This window comes from Vibrio sp. zbq_1 (genome assembly GCF_043102935.1).
GTDB classification, from domain to species: domain Bacteria; phylum Pseudomonadota; class Gammaproteobacteria; order Enterobacterales; family Vibrionaceae; genus Vibrio; species Vibrio parahaemolyticus.
Genome location: NZ_JBICJH010000036.1, coordinates 13,411 through 31,474, shown reverse-complemented (window position 1 = coordinate 31,474; position 18,064 = coordinate 13,411). Strand labels below are relative to the sequence as shown.

General features: G+C 43.5%; 16 protein-coding genes and 2 pseudogenes. 11 read left to right on the top strand and 7 right to left on the bottom strand.

Annotation, left to right across the window (positions count from 1 at the left end):
* The first annotated feature begins 390 nt into the window (after positions 1-390).
* Positions 391-681 (top strand): AlpA family transcriptional regulator, encoded by a 291-nt coding sequence (locus ACF8CV_RS16720; RefSeq protein WP_023584776.1) that lies wholly within the window; start codon positions 391-393, stop codon positions 679-681.
* Here the strand turns inward: ACF8CV_RS16720 and ACF8CV_RS16715 are convergent.
* Positions 655-945, bottom strand: a complete 291-nt coding sequence (locus ACF8CV_RS16715; RefSeq protein WP_023584777.1) for a hypothetical protein — start codon at positions 943-945, stop codon at positions 655-657. The two genes, ACF8CV_RS16720 and ACF8CV_RS16715, sit on opposite strands and share 27 nt — an antisense overlap.
* An 18-nt stretch (positions 946-963) precedes the next feature.
* Here ACF8CV_RS16715 and ACF8CV_RS16710 point away from each other — a divergent pair, with 18 nt between their 5' ends.
* From ACF8CV_RS16710 to ACF8CV_RS16700, 3 genes are all read left to right on the top strand, one after another.
* Positions 964-1,611 carry a hypothetical protein gene (locus tag ACF8CV_RS16710; RefSeq protein ID WP_014232255.1) on the top strand — a complete coding sequence of 216 codons (648 nt, stop codon included), beginning with the start codon at positions 964-966 and terminating at the stop codon, positions 1,609-1,611.
* A gap of 11 nt (positions 1,612-1,622) precedes the next feature.
* Positions 1,623-1,754, top strand: coding sequence for a hypothetical protein (locus ACF8CV_RS16705; protein ID WP_023584778.1), 132 nt, complete (start codon positions 1,623-1,625; stop codon positions 1,752-1,754).
* Between the two features lie 736 nt (positions 1,755-2,490).
* Positions 2,491-2,991, top strand: coding sequence for a hypothetical protein (locus ACF8CV_RS16700; protein WP_023584780.1), 501 nt, complete (start codon positions 2,491-2,493; stop codon positions 2,989-2,991).
* A gap of 88 nt (positions 2,992-3,079) precedes the next feature.
* Here the strand turns inward: ACF8CV_RS16700 and ACF8CV_RS16695 are convergent, their stop codons facing one another.
* Positions 3,080-3,241 carry a hypothetical protein gene (locus ACF8CV_RS16695; protein WP_153645911.1) on the bottom strand — a complete coding sequence of 54 codons (162 nt, stop codon included), beginning with the start codon at positions 3,239-3,241 and terminating at the stop codon, positions 3,080-3,082.
* 514 nt (positions 3,242-3,755) lie between these two features.
* On the opposite strand from ACF8CV_RS16695, the gene ACF8CV_RS16690 reads away from it, so the two are divergent.
* Positions 3,756-4,235 carry a DUF1456 family protein gene (locus tag ACF8CV_RS16690; RefSeq protein WP_015728478.1) on the top strand — a complete coding sequence of 160 codons (480 nt, stop codon included), beginning with the start codon at positions 3,756-3,758 and terminating at the stop codon, positions 4,233-4,235.
* A gap of 669 nt (positions 4,236-4,904) precedes the next feature.
* Positions 4,905-6,427 (top strand): annotated as a pseudogene (locus ACF8CV_RS16685) (ISNCY family transposase).
* A 401-nt stretch (positions 6,428-6,828) separates the two neighbouring features.
* Here the strand turns inward: ACF8CV_RS16685 and ACF8CV_RS16680 are convergent.
* Positions 6,829-6,979, bottom strand: a pseudogene (locus tag ACF8CV_RS16680) (IS5/IS1182 family transposase); the annotation flags it as partial.
* A 327-nt stretch (positions 6,980-7,306) separates the two neighbouring features.
* Here ACF8CV_RS16680 and galE point away from each other — a divergent pair.
* From galE to galM, 4 genes are all read left to right on the top strand, one after another.
* Complete coding sequence (galE, locus tag ACF8CV_RS16675) at positions 7,307-8,317, top strand: UDP-glucose 4-epimerase GalE (protein WP_025795281.1); 1,011 nt, start codon at positions 7,307-7,309, stop codon at positions 8,315-8,317.
* Positions 8,318-8,372: 55 nt separating this feature from the next.
* Positions 8,373-9,425: a UDP-glucose--hexose-1-phosphate uridylyltransferase gene (locus ACF8CV_RS16670; RefSeq protein ID WP_025795282.1), complete on the top strand. Its 1,053-nt coding sequence runs from the start codon at positions 8,373-8,375 to the stop codon at positions 9,423-9,425.
* A gap of 124 nt (positions 9,426-9,549) precedes the next feature.
* Positions 9,550-10,710, top strand: a complete 1,161-nt coding sequence (gene galK / locus ACF8CV_RS16665) for a galactokinase (RefSeq protein ID WP_392417283.1) — start codon at positions 9,550-9,552, stop codon at positions 10,708-10,710.
* Positions 10,711-10,719: 9 nt separating this feature from the next.
* On the top strand, positions 10,720-11,784 hold the full coding sequence (galM, locus tag ACF8CV_RS16660; RefSeq protein WP_023584786.1) for a galactose-1-epimerase: 1,065 nt from the start codon (positions 10,720-10,722) through the stop codon (positions 11,782-11,784).
* A gap of 64 nt (positions 11,785-11,848) precedes the next feature.
* Here the strand turns inward: galM and ACF8CV_RS16655 are convergent, their stop codons facing one another.
* From ACF8CV_RS16655 to ACF8CV_RS16640, 4 genes are all read right to left on the bottom strand, one after another.
* Entirely contained in the window at positions 11,849-12,847 is a 999-nt protein-coding gene (locus tag ACF8CV_RS16655; protein WP_023584787.1) for a substrate-binding domain-containing protein, read from the bottom strand.
* A gap of 248 nt (positions 12,848-13,095) precedes the next feature.
* A complete protein-coding gene (locus ACF8CV_RS16650; protein ID WP_023584788.1) occupies positions 13,096-14,010 on the bottom strand; it encodes an IS5 family transposase in 915 nt (304 codons plus the stop codon).
* Positions 14,011-14,394: 384 nt separating this feature from the next.
* On the bottom strand, positions 14,395-15,402 hold the full coding sequence (locus ACF8CV_RS16645; RefSeq protein ID WP_023584789.1) for a LacI family DNA-binding transcriptional regulator: 1,008 nt from the start codon (positions 15,400-15,402) through the stop codon (positions 14,395-14,397).
* A gap of 78 nt (positions 15,403-15,480) precedes the next feature.
* Entirely contained in the window at positions 15,481-16,584 is a 1,104-nt protein-coding gene (locus ACF8CV_RS16640; protein WP_023584790.1) for an ABC transporter ATP-binding protein, read from the bottom strand.
* A gap of 216 nt (positions 16,585-16,800) precedes the next feature.
* Between ACF8CV_RS16640 and ACF8CV_RS16635 the strand changes: the two genes are divergently transcribed.
* The gene (locus tag ACF8CV_RS16635; RefSeq protein ID WP_023584791.1) at positions 16,801-18,036 is read left to right on the top strand and encodes an extracellular solute-binding protein; all 1,236 of its coding nucleotides are present in this window, start codon (positions 16,801-16,803) and stop codon (positions 18,034-18,036) included.
* Positions 18,037-18,064 lie beyond the last annotated feature (28 nt).

The window sequence follows — 18,064 nt, the reverse complement described above, 5'->3', positions numbered from 1 at the left end:
ACAAGGAATTTGCGCTGCACTCTCACTACGTCTCAGCCGCTTTCATCTGCTTTCACTTCGTATCACTGATAGTCAGTAAGTAGTTGTTGGGACGAATGTTATATAGTTAAGAAGCAATAGCAGTAGGAAGTGTGTTCGTGATGGCTGAGTCAAATATAAATAAAGGATGTACTTATCATGTCTTTATTTTTATCACTTTGAATGATTATATTGTGTGATGTTTAATATACGGTATATGTATATTTTGTTCGTTGTTAAATATATAGAGTTTGTATATTTCCATTTCGTAAAATAAATTCGAAAAAGTGATTGCTTTTGACTTCTAAACACGAATATTATATTTGCAACGGCTCTTGTAGTCATAAGAATAAGAATAAACGGAGGCGTCCAATGGCGCTTATACACCCAATTAATCAACTGAAAATAGAAAAGAAAGTCGATGTATTAAAACGCGTAGGTTTATCCCAAGCCACGCTTCACAGACGTATAAACGATGGCACATTTCCGCCCGCAGTACAACTGGGTCCCAAGGCTGTGGGATTCATGTCGCATGAAGTCGATGCGTTTCTTATTGCATGCGCTTTGGGAGAAGATAAAAAGCGTGTGGTCGCTGAGCTTCTTGCGCAGCGACAAGCGCTTAAGCAAGCGAATCCTTTATTGCAGTACATGAACTTTCACTAATTTATCTTTTAGTTCTGTGTATACGTTGCACAGAGCTTGCTCAACTTCAGTGGTAATTGCAAGATTCGCAACGACTTTTGCGATCAAGCTGAGGAGGATAAAAACTCTTGACATTAAAGTACAGGCTAAGTTAGCTTGATAAGGCTTCCAAATCGCTCTGCTCTTTGAAAGCTCTGAATAATAATATAACAGCAAAAATAATAACGATAAAAACAAGATAAGTGGCTGAAAGCCATCAATAAAAGTTATTACGTTGTCACTCATTATTACTTCGGAGGAAACATGAAAGAGTTTAACGTCTTAAAGAAAAATCGAAAGTATTTTGCTGCATCGCTTGACGGCTACAAGTGCAGAATCTTAATCGATGAACTATCTCAGAATCTCTCAATCGGTACGCAACTGCTGGATGTCGAAGACATCTCCGTTCGTTCAAAGTATGGAACCGACCTAATATTCAAACTTAAATCCTCGGTTGAGGAACAAAATGAGTCTGGTTTTATTACTTTAACCAGTACTTACAATACCTATCTCGTTGATAAATGCCGCGCTCTTGGTGGGCAATGGGATAAGTCCAGTGAGTGTTGGGTGTTTAGTGGCCTTATCGAAGAAAAGGTTGATGAGCTGGCTTGTGTTTTCAATTCTCATCTAGTGCCTGTCGAAGTTACGATTAATGATGACTATGATGTGTACGAAGAAAAGGGGACACTTTGTTGCCTTGGCTACCCAATCGCACGCGCATTTGGGCGTGATTCAGGAGCAAGAGTCGAAGAGGGGGTAGGTGTCGTAGCGGGCGGCTTCACAAGCTGTGGTAGTAAGAAAAATTGGGTGACTCAAGCCAAATCTGGGACAGTGTTTCGCATTGAGGTGGCGGAGAAAGTGCTCACCCATTTTGCTGAGAAAGAGCCTCATTACCACTTTAAAGCTATCTGAAGGTAAGTGATATGAAATGGTTTCCACCGCATCTTGATGACACTGAAGCCATACTCAACATTGCTATTCTTTATAATAACGTTGTTTTGTTGCCAAACACCCCATGGAATGCCGCAACCGCATTTGTCTTGTATGACATATAACAATATGCGGCAACGTTAGGGGTTACCCTTGTTCGTTTACCCTCGATTGACGAGGGGGACGTACCAAGTTTTTGTGATGTAGTTTGGCAAAGGTTTGAGAGAAACAAGTGTATCGTAGAGCAGTTTTTGGCAGCGCAGTCCACGCATCGACGAGAGAGTTTAAAAGCACTATTAATTGACAGCAAATTGAATAACGCTTTGGACCTGGGGCTATTTGACGCCTTTCAATTAATTTCTCTATCAAAACAAACCTTACTATTCCTATTGGAAAGTATTGATGCACTTTTCGTCCCTCAGAATGTCACGTTGTTATCAGGGTTTGAATTCTTTTTAATGCAGTCATCCAATACTCGATTGATAGGTGTATCCCATGAGAACTTGTTAACCTCATCTCAGTTCACACATCATCAAGATGGTGTTTATCGACTGAATAACTTCAATAATAAAGAGCTGGTTAGGTATGCGTTAAAGTTTGTCTGTCGAGTCAGTCCACATTTCGAAGTAGTAGAAAGCACGTTAAAAGCACCTCTCAAACAATATCCTAGTTTTGAGGCATTTGTTTCAGCTGTCCAGTAAATGGTTTTGCACCAATGTAAGACGATTGAATAAAGAAGTCCGTGTTGTGTATTTATATCTTCAAAGGGTTTTGTCGATTAGATAAGCTGAAAGGTAAAATATCAGTTAAATTAATGTAAACGAATATTTATTATTTTTTAAAGAAAACAGGAGTAAGATCATGCCTAACCATATTTATAATATCATCGAGTTTCGTACTAAAGATAAATGCTATGCTAGTTCTATTCGCGATTCGATCAGGAATGAAAGTAGTGATATGGATTTTAATAAGCTACTTTCCAACTCTTTGAAATCAAATTCTTTTGAAGGAGAGAGCAGTGTTATTCATGGTAATGTGGATTGGAATCTTCAGAATTGGGGAACAAAGTGGAATGCATGGGATAGCCAATGTTGCCTCGAAGACAGAGGTGAATATGTTTACGGAAGAATTACATTTTTTACTGCGAATACTACTCCGTACCCAATATTTATTGCATTATCAAAGATGTACCATAAAATCAGATTTAAGGTAAGGTTTGCTGACCAGCATGCTTTTGGCTGCGATTGTGGTTTCCTAGTTTTCCAGAATGGGCAGGAGATTGACCGTCATATCTCCCCAAATGAATTTGGCTCAGATGAACAATTTAACTATTGGGAAGATATTGCATTAAATATCTATTAACGTTTCAGTTAAATAGCTACAAAGCAAGCAACCGCCATCAAATTGAGAGGTTGCTTTAGATCAGAGGGCCTGGCAATACGCGACCCGCTTAGTTCGCTAACGGTAAGATGTCGATGGTGATGTCGATGAAGTTATCAATCATGTGCTTGTTTTTCTTCTGGCAGTCTATGGGCATTGCGGCATAGTTTACGGTATATTGAGTGCCGCACACTCGGCACCGAGTGAGATCGCCGTTGTTTCGATGTCGCATTATTTCAATGGTGTGGCCGTACATTGGACAATGTTGCAACGGGATCAATATAATGTGATCAAATTTACCGCCTCTTCCTAAGTGGATGAAAGCAGAATCAAATTGTGTCCCCAAATGTGCTTTAATGATGTCTAATGTTCTCTTTACTCATAGGATCGCGATAGGGGCGTTGGCTGGTCATCGCATCAAACCGCATCACAAAGAGAAACCAGTTTGACCTGTTTGGAGACTGAGCTGCTGTCTAGCCCTTCAGGGCAGTCCAATAATAGGCGAAATTTGTCTAGGAGATCGGTGGCAGTCCACTTCTAATCAGCATAGTGTCTATGAAAGTGGGGTCTTACCAACTTAGTCAACTAGTTCGAATAGGCCGTCTTATTTCTATTTTTTAACCTACCGAAGAAACGTGTTCTCTGTTAGAGTCACCGTCAACTACGCTATTGAATAAAGACACCCACAGATCGCATGTCATTGATGGATTTTTATTCACCCTTAGAACTCATTTTAGGAATCTCTAGTGACTAACAACGAAATTTTACGTCGTATCCAACACGCGTTAAACCTTAAAAACGCGCAGATAATGAAAGCTTTCGGGCAGGCCGAAGTCACTGTGGCTCACGATAAAGTGGCAAACTGGTTAAAAGATGAAAGCGACAAATCTTGCGTTAAGATGAAGGATCAAGAGTTAGCGGTATTCTTAAATGGCTTTATTAACCTCAAGCGAGGAAAAAAAGACGGCGAGCAACCTAAACCAGAAGTCACGTTGACCAACAACATGATTCTCATGAAGCTGCGCATTGCGCTAGACATGAAAGCAGAAGATGTGTTGGACGTATTAGAAGTGGTTGGTATTAGTTTAAGTAAATACGAAATTGGTGCGTATTTCCGCAAGCCAAACAACAAAAACTACAAACAGTGTGAAGACCAACTGCTGTGCGACTTCTTAAATGGTGTGCAGTTTACCAATCGTCCCGATTCTGAAGAGTTTACTGGGTAATTTTTATCTCGAATCGAACGTGGTAATTGATTAAAAAAGCGAGAACCATTTTATTTGGCTACTCGCTTTTATCAAGCTAAAGACCGATATTAGAGCTTCACAATCACGTCTACTCTTTGTCTTTCTTCAGTAGATACCTATCAAACCACGCTGAAATCTGGTCGGCTTTTAGAGTCAAGACACACACCGCCCCCTATGACCCTACCAAGATAAACCCAAGCTAAAACCTTAAGCCAGTTAGGGGCCACTATTCTGGTCAAGATGTTCCAGACATCTTGTAGTGATTAACTAAAACTGGCCACGTATATAGAGTTTTTCCATACTTTTGGTCATGCGTGCAGAGTCACGACTGACGCCATTGGTAGCACGAATTTGCCCCGAAACGTTTAGTTCCTAAATTGCATGATCTCTTCAAACCTTTCTGTTGCCTTAGCTTTTATCTAAGTCGAAAATGAAGTCTAAGATATGTTGCGAGCAAAAACACTAACACGTTTCGGGGCAGAAATGAGTTTGCCAATAACGCCCCTATTTGTGATCACCAAGCGATTCTGTCGTACCTTAACTACCAACCGATTTTGTCGGTGAACTAATTACCAAGGGAAAATGACGGATCCATTTCTACACCTAACCCTTTGAATAGGTCAACTCACCATTCAGGGGTTAGTAAGGATGATCATCATGGACTCTCGCTCCCAGCTTACTGTTGATGTGATCGCTAAAGTCACTCAAGGTAAGATCAGCATTCACAGTGCTGCCAAACTCCTCAATAAATCCCGTCGTACCATAGAGCGTTATCTCCACCGCTACCGCCGTGAAGGCATACGCTTTGTTGTCCATGGTAATAAAGGTCGTGAGCCGGTCAATAAAACCCCTGATTCACTGAAAAGACAGGTTCAGCAACTGATCCAAACTAAGTACTTCGATTTCAATTTGCAGCATCTCGCCGAATTGCTCACGGTCAATGAAGGCTTGACCATCAAGCGTGAAACCTTGCGAAAGTGGGCGCACGCTATCCACCATGTGAAGCGAGCAAAGCGTCGTCGTAGCCGTGTAAGAAAACACAGAGAGCGGATGGAGCAGCCTGGACTGATGCTGCAAATGGACGGCAGTCCGCATCAATGGTTTGGTGAGCATCGCTCATGCTTGATTGCCATCATCGACGATGCGACCAGTGATATCCATGCCGAGTTCTTCCCTTCCGAAACCACGGAAGGCTGTATGAAAGTCATGAAGGCATATATCGAAAAGCGTGGGCTGTTTAAGACGCTCTATGTCGATAGAGCGGGTATATTCGGTGGTCCAAAACGCAGTAACTTCTCTCAGATGCAACGCGCTTGTGAAGAGCTAGGGATCGAAATCATCTTTGCGAATTCGCCCCAAGGTAAAGGACGGGTCGAACGGGCATTCGATACGTTCCAAGACAGATTGGTCCCAGAGCTTCGGCTGCACCATATTACTGATATTCAAAGCGCCAACGAGTATCTTCAACAGCAGTTCATTCCACTGTACTGGCAACAGAAAATCGCGGTACAGGCGAAGAACCCGAGGTCGGCGTTCAAGGTTGTACCTGAACACATCAACCTTGATACGGTCTGTGTTCACAAGGAATATTGCAAGGTTCGCCGAGATCATACCTTCAGTTATAACAATAAAATGTATCTCATCGACTCTCCCATACGGCACTCTATCGTCAATCAGAAACTGGAAATACGTTGCCAGTTCGATGGCGCATTCGCCGCCTATTTTGGTCACCGCAAACTGCATATTACCGAGTTAAAAGAGCCACCAAGAGCGAGTGAGTAGGGATGGAAGTCCAGCGCAAGTTGGATGTCATCGAGCTTGCCGACCGCCTGGGTAATGCGACGGAAGCCGCTCGGCTCACTGGTTGCTCACGCCGAAGTATCTATAACTATCAAAAGGTCTTAGCCGAGGAAGGCATCCTTGGCCTTAAGCGCATTAACAAACCGCTGCACCGCAGTAAAAACAGCATACCTGAAGAAACCGAACACAAAATTATCGAGCTGACCTTAAACAATCCGTATCAAACCTCAGTACAGTTGAGAACCATGCTAAAGAAGGAGTACAACATCACCGTCAGCAGTTGCACGATACGAAATATCTGGAAGCGCGAGGCACTGAATACCAGAGAGCTGAGAATACAACGCTCAGCGGCATTAAATAAAGAAGTCTAGCCTGTGGGCTAGACTTAAAGGTGAACGACAAAGTCGCTTGGGATTTATCCCGTCAGGCTCCCTTGGTAATCACACAATAACGCCCCTATTCGATCCCAATCAGCAAAGAAAACACTGCTCCTATAAGAGCTATGCTTTCTTTCAGTTCACCCACATAATCTTAGATATTAACCATTATGATGAGTGTTACACCTTTAGGGATTCATAACAAAGTTTATTGTCCTCCGACAAATGTTGTTGGTCTGTTCCTGAATGGAACTGGTAGGAATTGCCTTGGATCACCAGAAACAATATGTAACTCGCAAGAAGTGAAAAGAGGCCGCCGATTATAGCTGCCTCATAGGCTACTGACTTCGTTGCCGAATTTAGTTTAAGAGTAATGGTATCTAAATAGCCTGTTTTTAAACAATATACTGAGTTTCGAGCATACCTAGCCTTGTAAGCTTTTTAACACGTTAATCGTGACGTCCCCACAACTTGTGCGTTGTAACTACGAAGAGTCAGCGGTGCTCCGAGTAGTTGCTTCAAACGACACTTGGCAGTTTCAGACAGTTAATTTTAGTGGTAACGATTACAATGTTCGTGGCGACTTTTGGATGCTATGTAAGTTATATTTTGTCATTTGCGTGTGATTACTGTTAAATTCTCGTGAATTAGCCAGATTTCGCCCACTTTTTCTACAAAAAACTTAAAATGTTTCTTTTTATTTAATGGTAACGTTTACACTAATTTGAGTTTGATCACGGAACTGAATTGGTGTTGGTTGATAGACTTTTAACCATTGAAGAATTGGGCGTATCGACTTGGTGTGAATAACGCTGGCTCAGTGAGCATCAGGTCCGGTACCGAGCAGGAAGCAGCAACAGCGGAGAAGCAAAAGTGAGAGTACTTGTCACAGGTGGTATGGGTTACATCGGCAGTCACACATGCGTTCAGATGATTGAGGCGGGCATGGAGCCCATCATTGTCGATAACTTGTGTAACGCCAAAACAGAAGTATTGAGCCGTATTGAAGCGCTAACTGGCAAACAGCCAACTTTTTATCAAGGCGATATTCGTGATGAAGCGTTTTTGAATTCGGTATTCGCTGAGCATGATATCCAAGCGGTCATTCACTTTGCAGGTCTGAAAGCGGTAGGTGAGTCAGTCGTCAAGCCATTGGAATATTACGATAACAATGTCAATGGCTCATTGGTGTTGGCGCGTAGTATGCGTAAAGCGGGTGTGAAGAGCATCGTATTCAGTTCATCTGCAACCGTCTACGGCGATCCAGAAATCGTTCCGATCACAGAAGACTCACCAACAGGTGCAACCACTAACTCATACGGTCGTAGTAAATACATGGTGGAAGCGTGTTTGAGTGATTTGTTCAATGCTGAAAGCGATTGGAGCATCACTTTACTGCGCTACTTTAATCCTGTTGGCGCGCATCCATCGGGCACCATGGGCGAAGACCCGCAAGGCATTCCAAACAACTTGATGCCGTTTATTGCACAAGTCGCGGTTGGTCGTCGTGAAAAGCTCTCCGTATTTGGTAACGACTACCCAACGCCGGACGGTACAGGTGTGCGTGATTACGTCCATGTAATGGACCTGGCTGATGGCCACATTGCGGCACTGAAAGCTGTGGGGCAGAAAGCGGGCTTGCACACATACAATCTAGGGACTGGTAAAGGTTCTAGCGTACTTGAAATGGTGGAAGCTTTCGGTGCCGCCTGCGGTAAACCTGTGCCTTACGAATTGTGCCCGCGTCGTCCAGGTGATATCGCCGAATGTTGGGCGAGCACAGACAAGGCAGAGCGTGAGCTTGGTTGGAAAGCAACACGCAGCGTTGCTGAAATGACGGCCGATACTTGGAATTGGCAATCTAACAACCCACAAGGTTACTAAATTTCATTCGGTGCAGTGCGTCGGACTAGTAAGAAGAATAAGTTGAGTAAGTAAAATGTCGAACGTTGAATTTAACCCAGTGGATCATCCACACCGCCGTTACAACCCACTAACGGGTCAATGGATTTTAGTGTCACCACACCGTGCAAAACGTCCTTGGAGTGGGGCGGATGAGAAAGCGGCGATTGATGAGCTACCAAGCTACGATGAGAAATGTTTCCTGTGTCCGACAAATGAGCGTATCTCTGGCGATGTTAACCCAGATTATCAGGGCACGTACGTGTTTAATAACGATTTCGCTGCTCTGATGGTGGACTCACCAGATGCGCCAGAATCAGACAACCCACTATTCAAAACCCAAGGTGTACGTGGTTTGAGCCGAGTGATTTGTTTCTCTCCTGACCACAGCAAAACCTTACCTGAACTACCGGTAGACAGAATCCGTGGCGTGATTGATACGTGGAACGAGCAAATTGAAGAGCTAGGTAAAGAGTATGTTTGGGTCCAAGTGTTTGAGAATAAGGGTGAAACCATGGGCTGTTCTCAGCCTCACCCACACGGTCAAATCTGGGCGAACAGTTTCTTACCAAATGAGATTGAACGCAAAGAGCAAAACCTAAAGGCTTACTACCAGGAACACGGTAGCAATCTGCTGGTGGATTACGTACAAGCTGAGCTAAAAGATGGCTCCCGTGTCGTCGTTGAAACCGAGTATTGGTTGGCGGTTGTCCCTTACTGGGCGGCGTGGCCATTCGAAACCATGCTGTTACCGAAAACACACATCCGCCGTATGAGCGAGTTAAGTAATGAGCAGCGTGACGACTTGGCTGTCGCTATTAAGAAGCTGACCAGCCGTTATGACAATTTATTCCAATGTTCTTTCCCTTACTCAATGGGTTGGCACTACGCCCCTTTCTTTGAACAGGGCACAGACATCGACCATTGGCAGCTTCACGCATTGTTCTACCCGCCACTTTTACGCAGCGCGACAGTTCGTAAGTTTATGGTGGGTTACGAAATGCTGGCCGAAAGTCAACGCGACTTAACCGCAGAGCAAGCGGCACAGCGTCTGCGTGATCTAAGTGATTTGCACTACAAAGAACAGTGATTTGGGCGGTTCTAGGATCCTAGGTCCTAGAACCTGAAAAACAGAAAATCAAATAAGTGGTTCACGATCGCGAATGAACAAAGGGTTCGGGGATCTAAATGCAATTTGAAACTGAGATTTAACTATGTCTGATTTAATCCAAAATGTGAAAGCGTCTTTTGAGAACGTGTTGGGCTATGCGCCAAGCCATATTATCCAAGCGCCTGGTCGTGTAAACCTGATTGGTGAACACACCGACTACAACGATGGTTTTGTACTGCCATGTGCAATTAACTATCAAACGGTTGTTGCGGCAGCAAAGCGTGAAGACAACCTAGTACGCGTGGTATCGGTTGATTACGATAACGCGGTTGATGAATTCGATATCACTCCAGAAATCACGTTCCAAGAAGACAAAATGTGGGCAAACTACATTCGCGGTGTCGTGAAGTGTCTGTTGGCTCGTGGTTACCAGTTTACCGGTGCTGATATCTCTGTCAGCGGCAATGTCCCTCAAGGTGCAGGGTTGAGCTCATCAGCGGCACTGGAAGTCGTGATTGGTCAGACGTTCAAAGTGCTCTTCAACCTGGAAATAAGCCAGGCGGAAATCGCATTAAATGGTCAGCAAGCCGAGAACGAATTTGTTGGTTGTAACTGCGGCATCATGGATCAAATGATTTCGGCAGAAGGCCGTGAAAACCACGCCATGTTATTGGACTGCCGTAGTCTGGAAACAGAAGCTGTTTCTATGCCTGAGGACATGGCAGTCGTGATCATTAACTCGAATAAAAAACGTGGTCTGGTTGACAGCGAATACAACACTCGTCGTGAGCAATGTGAAGAAGCGGCACGAATCTTTGGTGTTAAAGCTCTACGCGATGTCACCATTGAGCAGCTCAACGAGAAAGTTTCTGAGTTGGATGAATTGGTGGCAAAACGTGCGCGTCACGTGATCACTGAAAACGATCGCACAGTCGAAGCGGCAAAAGCGCTCCGTTCGCATGATATTAAACGAATGAGTGAACTGATGGCTCAGTCGCATGCATCAATGCGTGATGACTTCGAAATTACCGTCAAAGAAATCGACGTCCTGGTTGAGATAGTGAAAGAGGTAATTGGCGAAGAAGGAGGCGTGCGCATGACCGGCGGTGGCTTCGGTGGCTGTATCGTCTCTCTCGTTCCACCTGCATTGGTGGATAAGGTGAAATCGACGGTAGAAGCTAAATATCAAGCTGCGACAGGTTTAAAAGCGTCGATTTATGTGTGCAAAGCCAAAGATGGAGCTGGTCTGGTTGAAGCGTTGTAAGGGCAGGCGATGAAAGCATATTTTGAACAATTAGAACAAGCGATGATGCAAACGCCATCGTTTGACGGTCAAGCGGCGAATCTGCTCCACCTTACTAATGCGAATGGTATGACGGCATCGTTTATGGATATTGGTGCGACTTGGTTGAGTTGCACGTTGCCGTTAGATGGTGAACACCGTGAAGTGCTATTGCGCTCGCCAAGTATGGCAGAACACATGAAGCAAGACGCCTATTTTGGTGCTATCGTCGGTCGTTTTGCCAACCGTATTGCAAACGGTCAATTTGCGATCGATGGAGAGCATTATCAACTTGGTGTTAATAATGGTGAAAACTCGCTCCACGGTGGCTTAGATGGGTTCGATAAACGCCGCTGGAAGATTGCGGAACAAAGTGATAGACAAGTTGTTTTTACGCTTCGATCGCCTGATGGTGACCAAGGTTATCCTGGCAATCTCGATGTCAAAGTCACATACACGTTAACCGATGAAAATGAACTCGTTATTGCCTATGAAGCGAATACCGATAAAACCTCTCCGGTGAATTTAACTAACCACGCTTACTTTAACTTGGCGGGCGAGGCGAGCAACGCGAAAAGTTTGGACCATACGTTGCAGCTTAGTGCAGATCATTACTTGCCAACGGATGCGGGTTTAATTCCTACGGGTGAACAAAAACCTGTCTCTGGTACCAGTTTTGATTTCACTGAGCCAAAACTTATTGGCCAGGCATTTCTTAGCGAGCAGGATCAGAAAAACGCGGGTGGCTACGATCACGCCTTTGTGTTCAAGCCTGAAGTGACCGATTGTGTGTCTGTTGCCGCGGTTCTTATTGCACCGAAAGAAGATGTGGTGATGAAGGTCAAAACCACTAAACCAGCCATCCAGTTCTATTCAGGAAACTTTTTAGCAGGTGCGCCGGGCGCAAGCAAAACTTACGCGCTTTATGACGGCCTTGCATTGGAAACGCAATACTTTCCTGATGGACCAAATAAACCAGAATGGGGACTCAACATGGGGACGTTGAGCTCAGGGGATTGCTATCAGCATCGAACCGTGTATCAGTTTGAATTTTAGATAGCATTTGGGGTGGGCTTTATGCCCACCTTTTTTTGATTCGTAGCCAATTAGATATAGACAATCAACAACGCTCAACAGAATTTCTGCGCACTAATGTTGGGCTGAAAATAATAGTTTCATCTTCAACCTGTTCATCACGTGACAGTGCTAAAGCTAAGCGAGCAGCACGTTCAGCCATCATCTCGATTGGATAGCGAACTGTGGTGAGGCGAGGATGAACAAAGCGTGCAATTAAGCCATCATCAAACCCCACCATCGATATCTTACTGGGTACTTCAATGCCGTTTTGATCTAATGCTGACAACGCACCCGCTGCCATATAGTCGTTGTAGGCGACAACGCCAGTCATCTCCAAAGATTTGGTTAACAGATTCGTCATCGCAACTTCACCGCCATCACTGTTTGGCTCACCGTACTCGATATAATTTTTTGATAGCTCAATGCCATGTTCTTTTAGTGCATCCAGATAACCTTGCAGGCGTTCATCTGTATCTTCAATATCCTGAGTTGAGGCGATACAAGCTATTTTTCGATGCCCGTGACGAATCAAATATTCCGTTGCTAAGAATGCGCCTTTGCGGTTATCAAGGGAAATACAACGATTGGCTAACTCGGGAATATTCCGATTGATCAGCACCATGCTTTTTACCTCTTTGGCGTAACCAATCAGTTCTTTATCAGACAGTCCTTTGGAGTGGATGACGATTGCATCACAACGACTATTGATTAGCAATTCCAGGGCTTGGCGCTCATCTTCAGGATTGTGGTAACCGTTACCAATAAGGATATGTTTGCCATTTTCACGCGCGACGTTATCGACTGATTTGACCAGTGTACCGAAGAATGGGTCGGACACATCACTGACTAACACACCCATCGTATCAGTGCTTTGGCTTACCAGTGAACGGGCTGCTGCATTGGGTCGGTAGCCTAACTTGCCCATCGCTTTGGTCACAGCATCGATTGATGATTGACTTGCTTTAGGTGACTTGTTTAACACACGTGAAACGGTTGCGACCGAAACTCGTGCTTCTTTCGCCACATCCTTAATCGTTGCCATATAGAACCTTTAGTGGTTAAAAATTTTAACTGGAAGTATGAAACCCCGTTATGTAACAACTTAAATTAACCAGTAGGTTTGGGTTGTAAGCTTTGGATTTTATCACTTATATTTTAAATAGCTAATGTTGTGGTAGCGTTTACATTATAGTGTCGGTGAAAAGTAAATCTTGATCACTTTTCAGGTATATGAGGGGCTTTGTTGCGTAATTCAGACGAGAAACCAAACCTCCTAAAGTTGAGCGACTTTTATACAATATACTGAGTTTCAGGCATACCAAGCCCTGTAAGTTTGTTCAGTGCTTTGATCATGGCGTAAGTCTCGCCAACCTGAGCGTTGTAATTTCTTAGACTTAATTTCCCACCTAGCAACTGTTTTACTCGGTACATTGCGGTCTCTGACAGAGAGCGCTTATGATAGCCATACCGCTTTTTCCACTTCTTGTTGCAGCCGTAGAGCTTCTGGCAACCTACCGCTAAGTTACGAGGATGCCCTTGTTCCCAGAAGGCTGCTCCTTCTCTTGGCGGGATGAGCGGAACAGCTCGCTTGCTCCGTATGGCATCATGGCAATTCCTTGTGTCATAAGCGCCATCGCCTGATATCTCAATGATTTTACGACGTGTTTGCTTGAGTAAGTTGGGGAGCACTTCGGCATCAGTTACGTTAGATAAACTCAGCTCTGCTGCGACTATTTCGTGGGTGCTTGTATCTACCGCGATATGCAGCTTACGCCAGACTCTTCGCTTCCCATCAGTTCCATGCTTCTTGACCTTCCATTCACCTTCGCCATAAACCTTGAGGCCAGTGGCATCAATGGCCAGATGTTGTATTGCTCCTCTGGTTTTAAATGAAACTTCAACTTCCTTAGCTCGGCGGCTTATACAGGTGTAGTGCGGGCAAACAAGCGGGATGTTAGCCAGCTCAAATACGGAGTCTAGAAAACCTTGCAGCGCTCTCAAGGGCATAGAGAAAACGCGTTTCACCATCAGTGCGGTAGTAATGGCTAAGTCGCTGAATCGGCGAGGTCTACCACGCTTGCCTTGTTTGCTTTGCTTCCACTCAGCTATCGCTTCCTCATCAATCCAAAAGGTCAGAGAACCACGGTTGATTAAGGATTTATTGTACTGCTTCCAGTTAGTTGTTTTGTAACGAGGTTTAGGCATGAGGCTACGACGATTGATGGGCGTAGCCGCTCAGATCGTAGTTTCTTGATTTAGTTCCATCGAATTACGCAACAAAGCCGTTTGAGGCCACTAATGACCCGAAGATGGCTAGTGTTTTTAGGGTATTGTTCATCGTTTCACCGTTTTTATATATTCACGTTTTGATTATTTTTAAACGTAAATAATATAGCAACGGATTTTAGAGTTGAGGTGATGTATAAAAGTGTTAGTGATTATTTTTATAAGGTGATTTACGTAGTTGTGATTTTGGATAAATTATCTAAGTAAATTTACTTAGATAATTGTGATTATGATCCATCTACAAATTTATTAAGTCAATTTTATCATCCGTGATGTATTGAAGAATCATAAATTAGCTCGCAGTTAGTTAATTTTAAAACTGTCTCGCCATATGAATTCATGACCAAATAAAACAGTCTTGTTATATTTCCGACCACTCATTTTTTCAATAAACATATCAATGGCAACTTCTCCCATTTCAAATGGAAACAGTCGCATCGTAGTCAGGCTTGGACTCATATGTCGGGCTGAAGAGATATCATTGGTGCCGATGACTTGTATATCCCCTGGAATGGTTAACCCGGCCTCATAAATGGCGCGATAAACACCAACGGCTACCATATCTGTCGCAGCGTAGACCACGTCGGGAAGTTCATCGAGTTGTAGCATTTCTTTCATTGCTTGATACCCCGACTCGATGCAATAATCTTTACTCACTTTACATAGCGCATCGTGATACAAGCCGTTTTCTTTGGTGATTTTACGAAAAGTATGTAAGCGCTCCTCGTTATTGCCAATAAAAGCAGGTCGTTTACAACGGCTTTTCAGTACATTTTGCATAACGTCATTGGACAATGCCAACCGGTCAATTAAGACTGCATCGGTTTTGCTACCTAAAGGATTTGAGTCAACAAATATAATATTGTGGTTAGCTTGATATAACGTATCTACAACATGTTTGGAGAAATGTCCGACTGCAATGACAGCTGGAGCGTTTTTTATTAGATTTATATTGGTATCAATCTGGTCTAAATGTAGTGTTCTTAAATCGACGCCTTTTTCTAAGCAACGATTTTGAATGCCAGCACGAATAGAAGTGAAATACGGGTCGTCTATTTCCTGTGTCGGAGTCAAAAAGTTCAACATAACAACATCACGTACGCCAGTTGGCTCATTCGTTTTGGTTACTTCATGATGAACAAACTGTTTTTTACTGCGTTTAGGGGATTGATAGCCAAGAGACTCTACTGCCTCCAAAATGGCCCGTTTTTTGTCTTCACTTACAGACAAAGTAGGGTCGTCGTTAAGAAAGCGAGAAATAGTGGAAGTAGAAATCTTCGCTCTTTGTGCAATGTCTTTAAGTGTAGCCAAAAGATTACCCTATATTGTTTTTATCGGACAGCTCTATCATGCCAAAGAGCATATTGAATGCTCTTTGGCGTTAAAACGTTAATGCGTTGATTGTACAGAATCAAATGTAATGGCGTTTCCATCAGGTTCAAAAATGTGTAAATGGGAAGGTGATGTAAATAGCGAAATTGACTCGCCAGACTGTACTTGTGTGTCCCCATGATGAAGGTATTTGAAGTCATCCACGCCGCCACATTGGCCAAAGATGTAAGTCATGCCTCCCAGTCTCTCGACCACTTCACATTGGAATGCAAGTGTGATCATATCTGGATTTGTCGTGAGGTGTTCTGGTCTAATGCCTAACGTTAGATTTTTACCTATTTCAACCTGAGCTGTTTTTATCGGTAAAGTGATTGAATGACCCACATCCATACTCACTGTTAAGCTCGTTTCATCCCAAGCTTCAACGGTACAAGGAAGAAAATTCATTTTAGGCGAGCCAATAAATCCGGCAACAAATCTGTTAACAGGGTTATGGTAGAGATCCATTGGTGAGCCAACTTGCTCAACTTTACCATCACGAAGCACGACGATTTTATCTGCTAATGTCATGGCTTCGACTTGGTCGTGCGTTACGTAGATCATGGTTGACTTAAGTTCTTGATGTAGCTTTGCAATATGTAGACGCATATCCACACGTAATTCTGCATCAAGGTTTGATAGAGGCTCATCGAATAAAAACACTTTAGGATCTCTCACGATAGCACGACCGATAGCAACGCGCTGACGTTGGCCTCCTGACAGTTGGGCTGGTTTACGATCGAGCAGATGTTCTAACTGCAGAGCTTTACCGACCAACTGCACTTTTTTATCTCGTTCTTCTTTAGGTACTTTGTTTACTTTTAGTGAGTAACCCATATTTTCTGCAACAGTCATATGTGGGTATAGCGCATAAGACTGGAACACCATCGCCACCCCTCGTTCTGATGGTGGAGTGTCGTTAACGACATTGCCCGAAATAGATATTGCTCCATCACTGATGTCTTCCAGACCGGCAATCATACGCAAGAGCGTTGATTTGCCACAGCCCGATGGGCCAACAAACACCACAAACTCACCTTCTTCTATCGACAAGTTTACGTTGTGGATGGTTTGGGTATCGTCAAAACGTTTTACGACATTGGATAATTGGATCGAAGACATTTTAAATTCCTCTTAAATGATAATGAATAAAGTGTGTGATCTAATTCGTCTTTTATTTAGTAAATTTTATTTTCAATTGTTTGTTTTATCACAATAACTGCTAGCTATAGTGATTGAAATCACATCAATGAATAACCTGTATGGAAAAAATAACACAAAGGAGCATATTTGCACCATAAATTTTATTTTTACCAAAAACGAAAGGCGTGAAATTTTATGGATAATAATAAATTTAGTAAAAAACTATCTGCTCTCGCAGTTACTGCTCTATTTTGTTCGCCAATGGCGTTGGCGCAGCAGTCCTTATTAGTCTGGGAAGACATTCAAAAGTCTTTTGGTAATGAAGAAGCGGTCGCAGCGTTTGAAAAACAACATGATGTGAAAGTGAATGTGCTTGAAATGCCATATGGCGGTCAGGTCGAATCTTTGCGTATGGATGGTCCTGCAGGCACTGGTCCTGACGTCGTGCTGATCCCACATGATCAGATTGGTGGGGCGGTTATCCAAGGTTTACTTGCTCCAGTTCAGGTCGATAAAGCCGTTACCGATACATTTAGTCAATCTTCTATTAACGCATTGACTTACAATGGCGTGCTATACGGCTTGCCAAAATCCGTTGAAACCGTATTTATGGTTTACAACAAAGACCTTATTTCTGATCTGCCAGAAACGATGGACGAAATATTTGAGCTATCTAAGAAGTTTCGTGAAGAAAATAAATACGGCTTGCTGGCAAAGTGGGATGAGCTTTATTACACCTACGGAATTTTAAACGGTATGGGTGGTGATGTTTTCGCTAAAAAAGAAGACGGCTCGTACGATCCTAATAAAATATTACTGAATACTCCAGGGGCAGTCGAAGGCGCAAAATTCATTCAGAAGTTCTATGACTCTAAAGTCTTCCCTACAGGCATCATTGGTAATAACGGGCTTAATGCTATCGATTCACTATTCACGTCGGGCAAAGCAGCGATTGTTCAAACTGGTCCTTGGGCGCTCCAGCCTTACAAAGAAGCAGGGATCAACTACGGTGTAGCGCCTCTTCCAAAATTACCATCTGGTGAGCAAATGGGTTCATTTATGGGGGTTAAGAGTTACAGCATTTCCACTTTCTCGAAAAACAAACCTTTAGCGCAAGAGTTTATTACGTTCGTCAATAATTATGATAATGCCAAGCGCCGCTTTGAGCTAACTGGAGAGGTTCCGGCAGTGACAAAATTGGTGGACGATCCTGTTATCAAGAATGACCCAGGAGCAAGTGCTGTAGCGATGCAATCCATTCACGCTACGTCTATGCCTTCCATTCCAGAAATGAACGAAGTGTGGGGCCCTGCGAACAGCGCGCTTCAGTTGATCGCAACCAATAAACAAGATGCGAAAAGTGCACTCGACTCTGCAGTAGACAGCATCAATATGCAAATCGAAGCTAACCACGCAATGATGGGTCAATAATTTAAAGATATTGTTCTGGCGAAAGCAA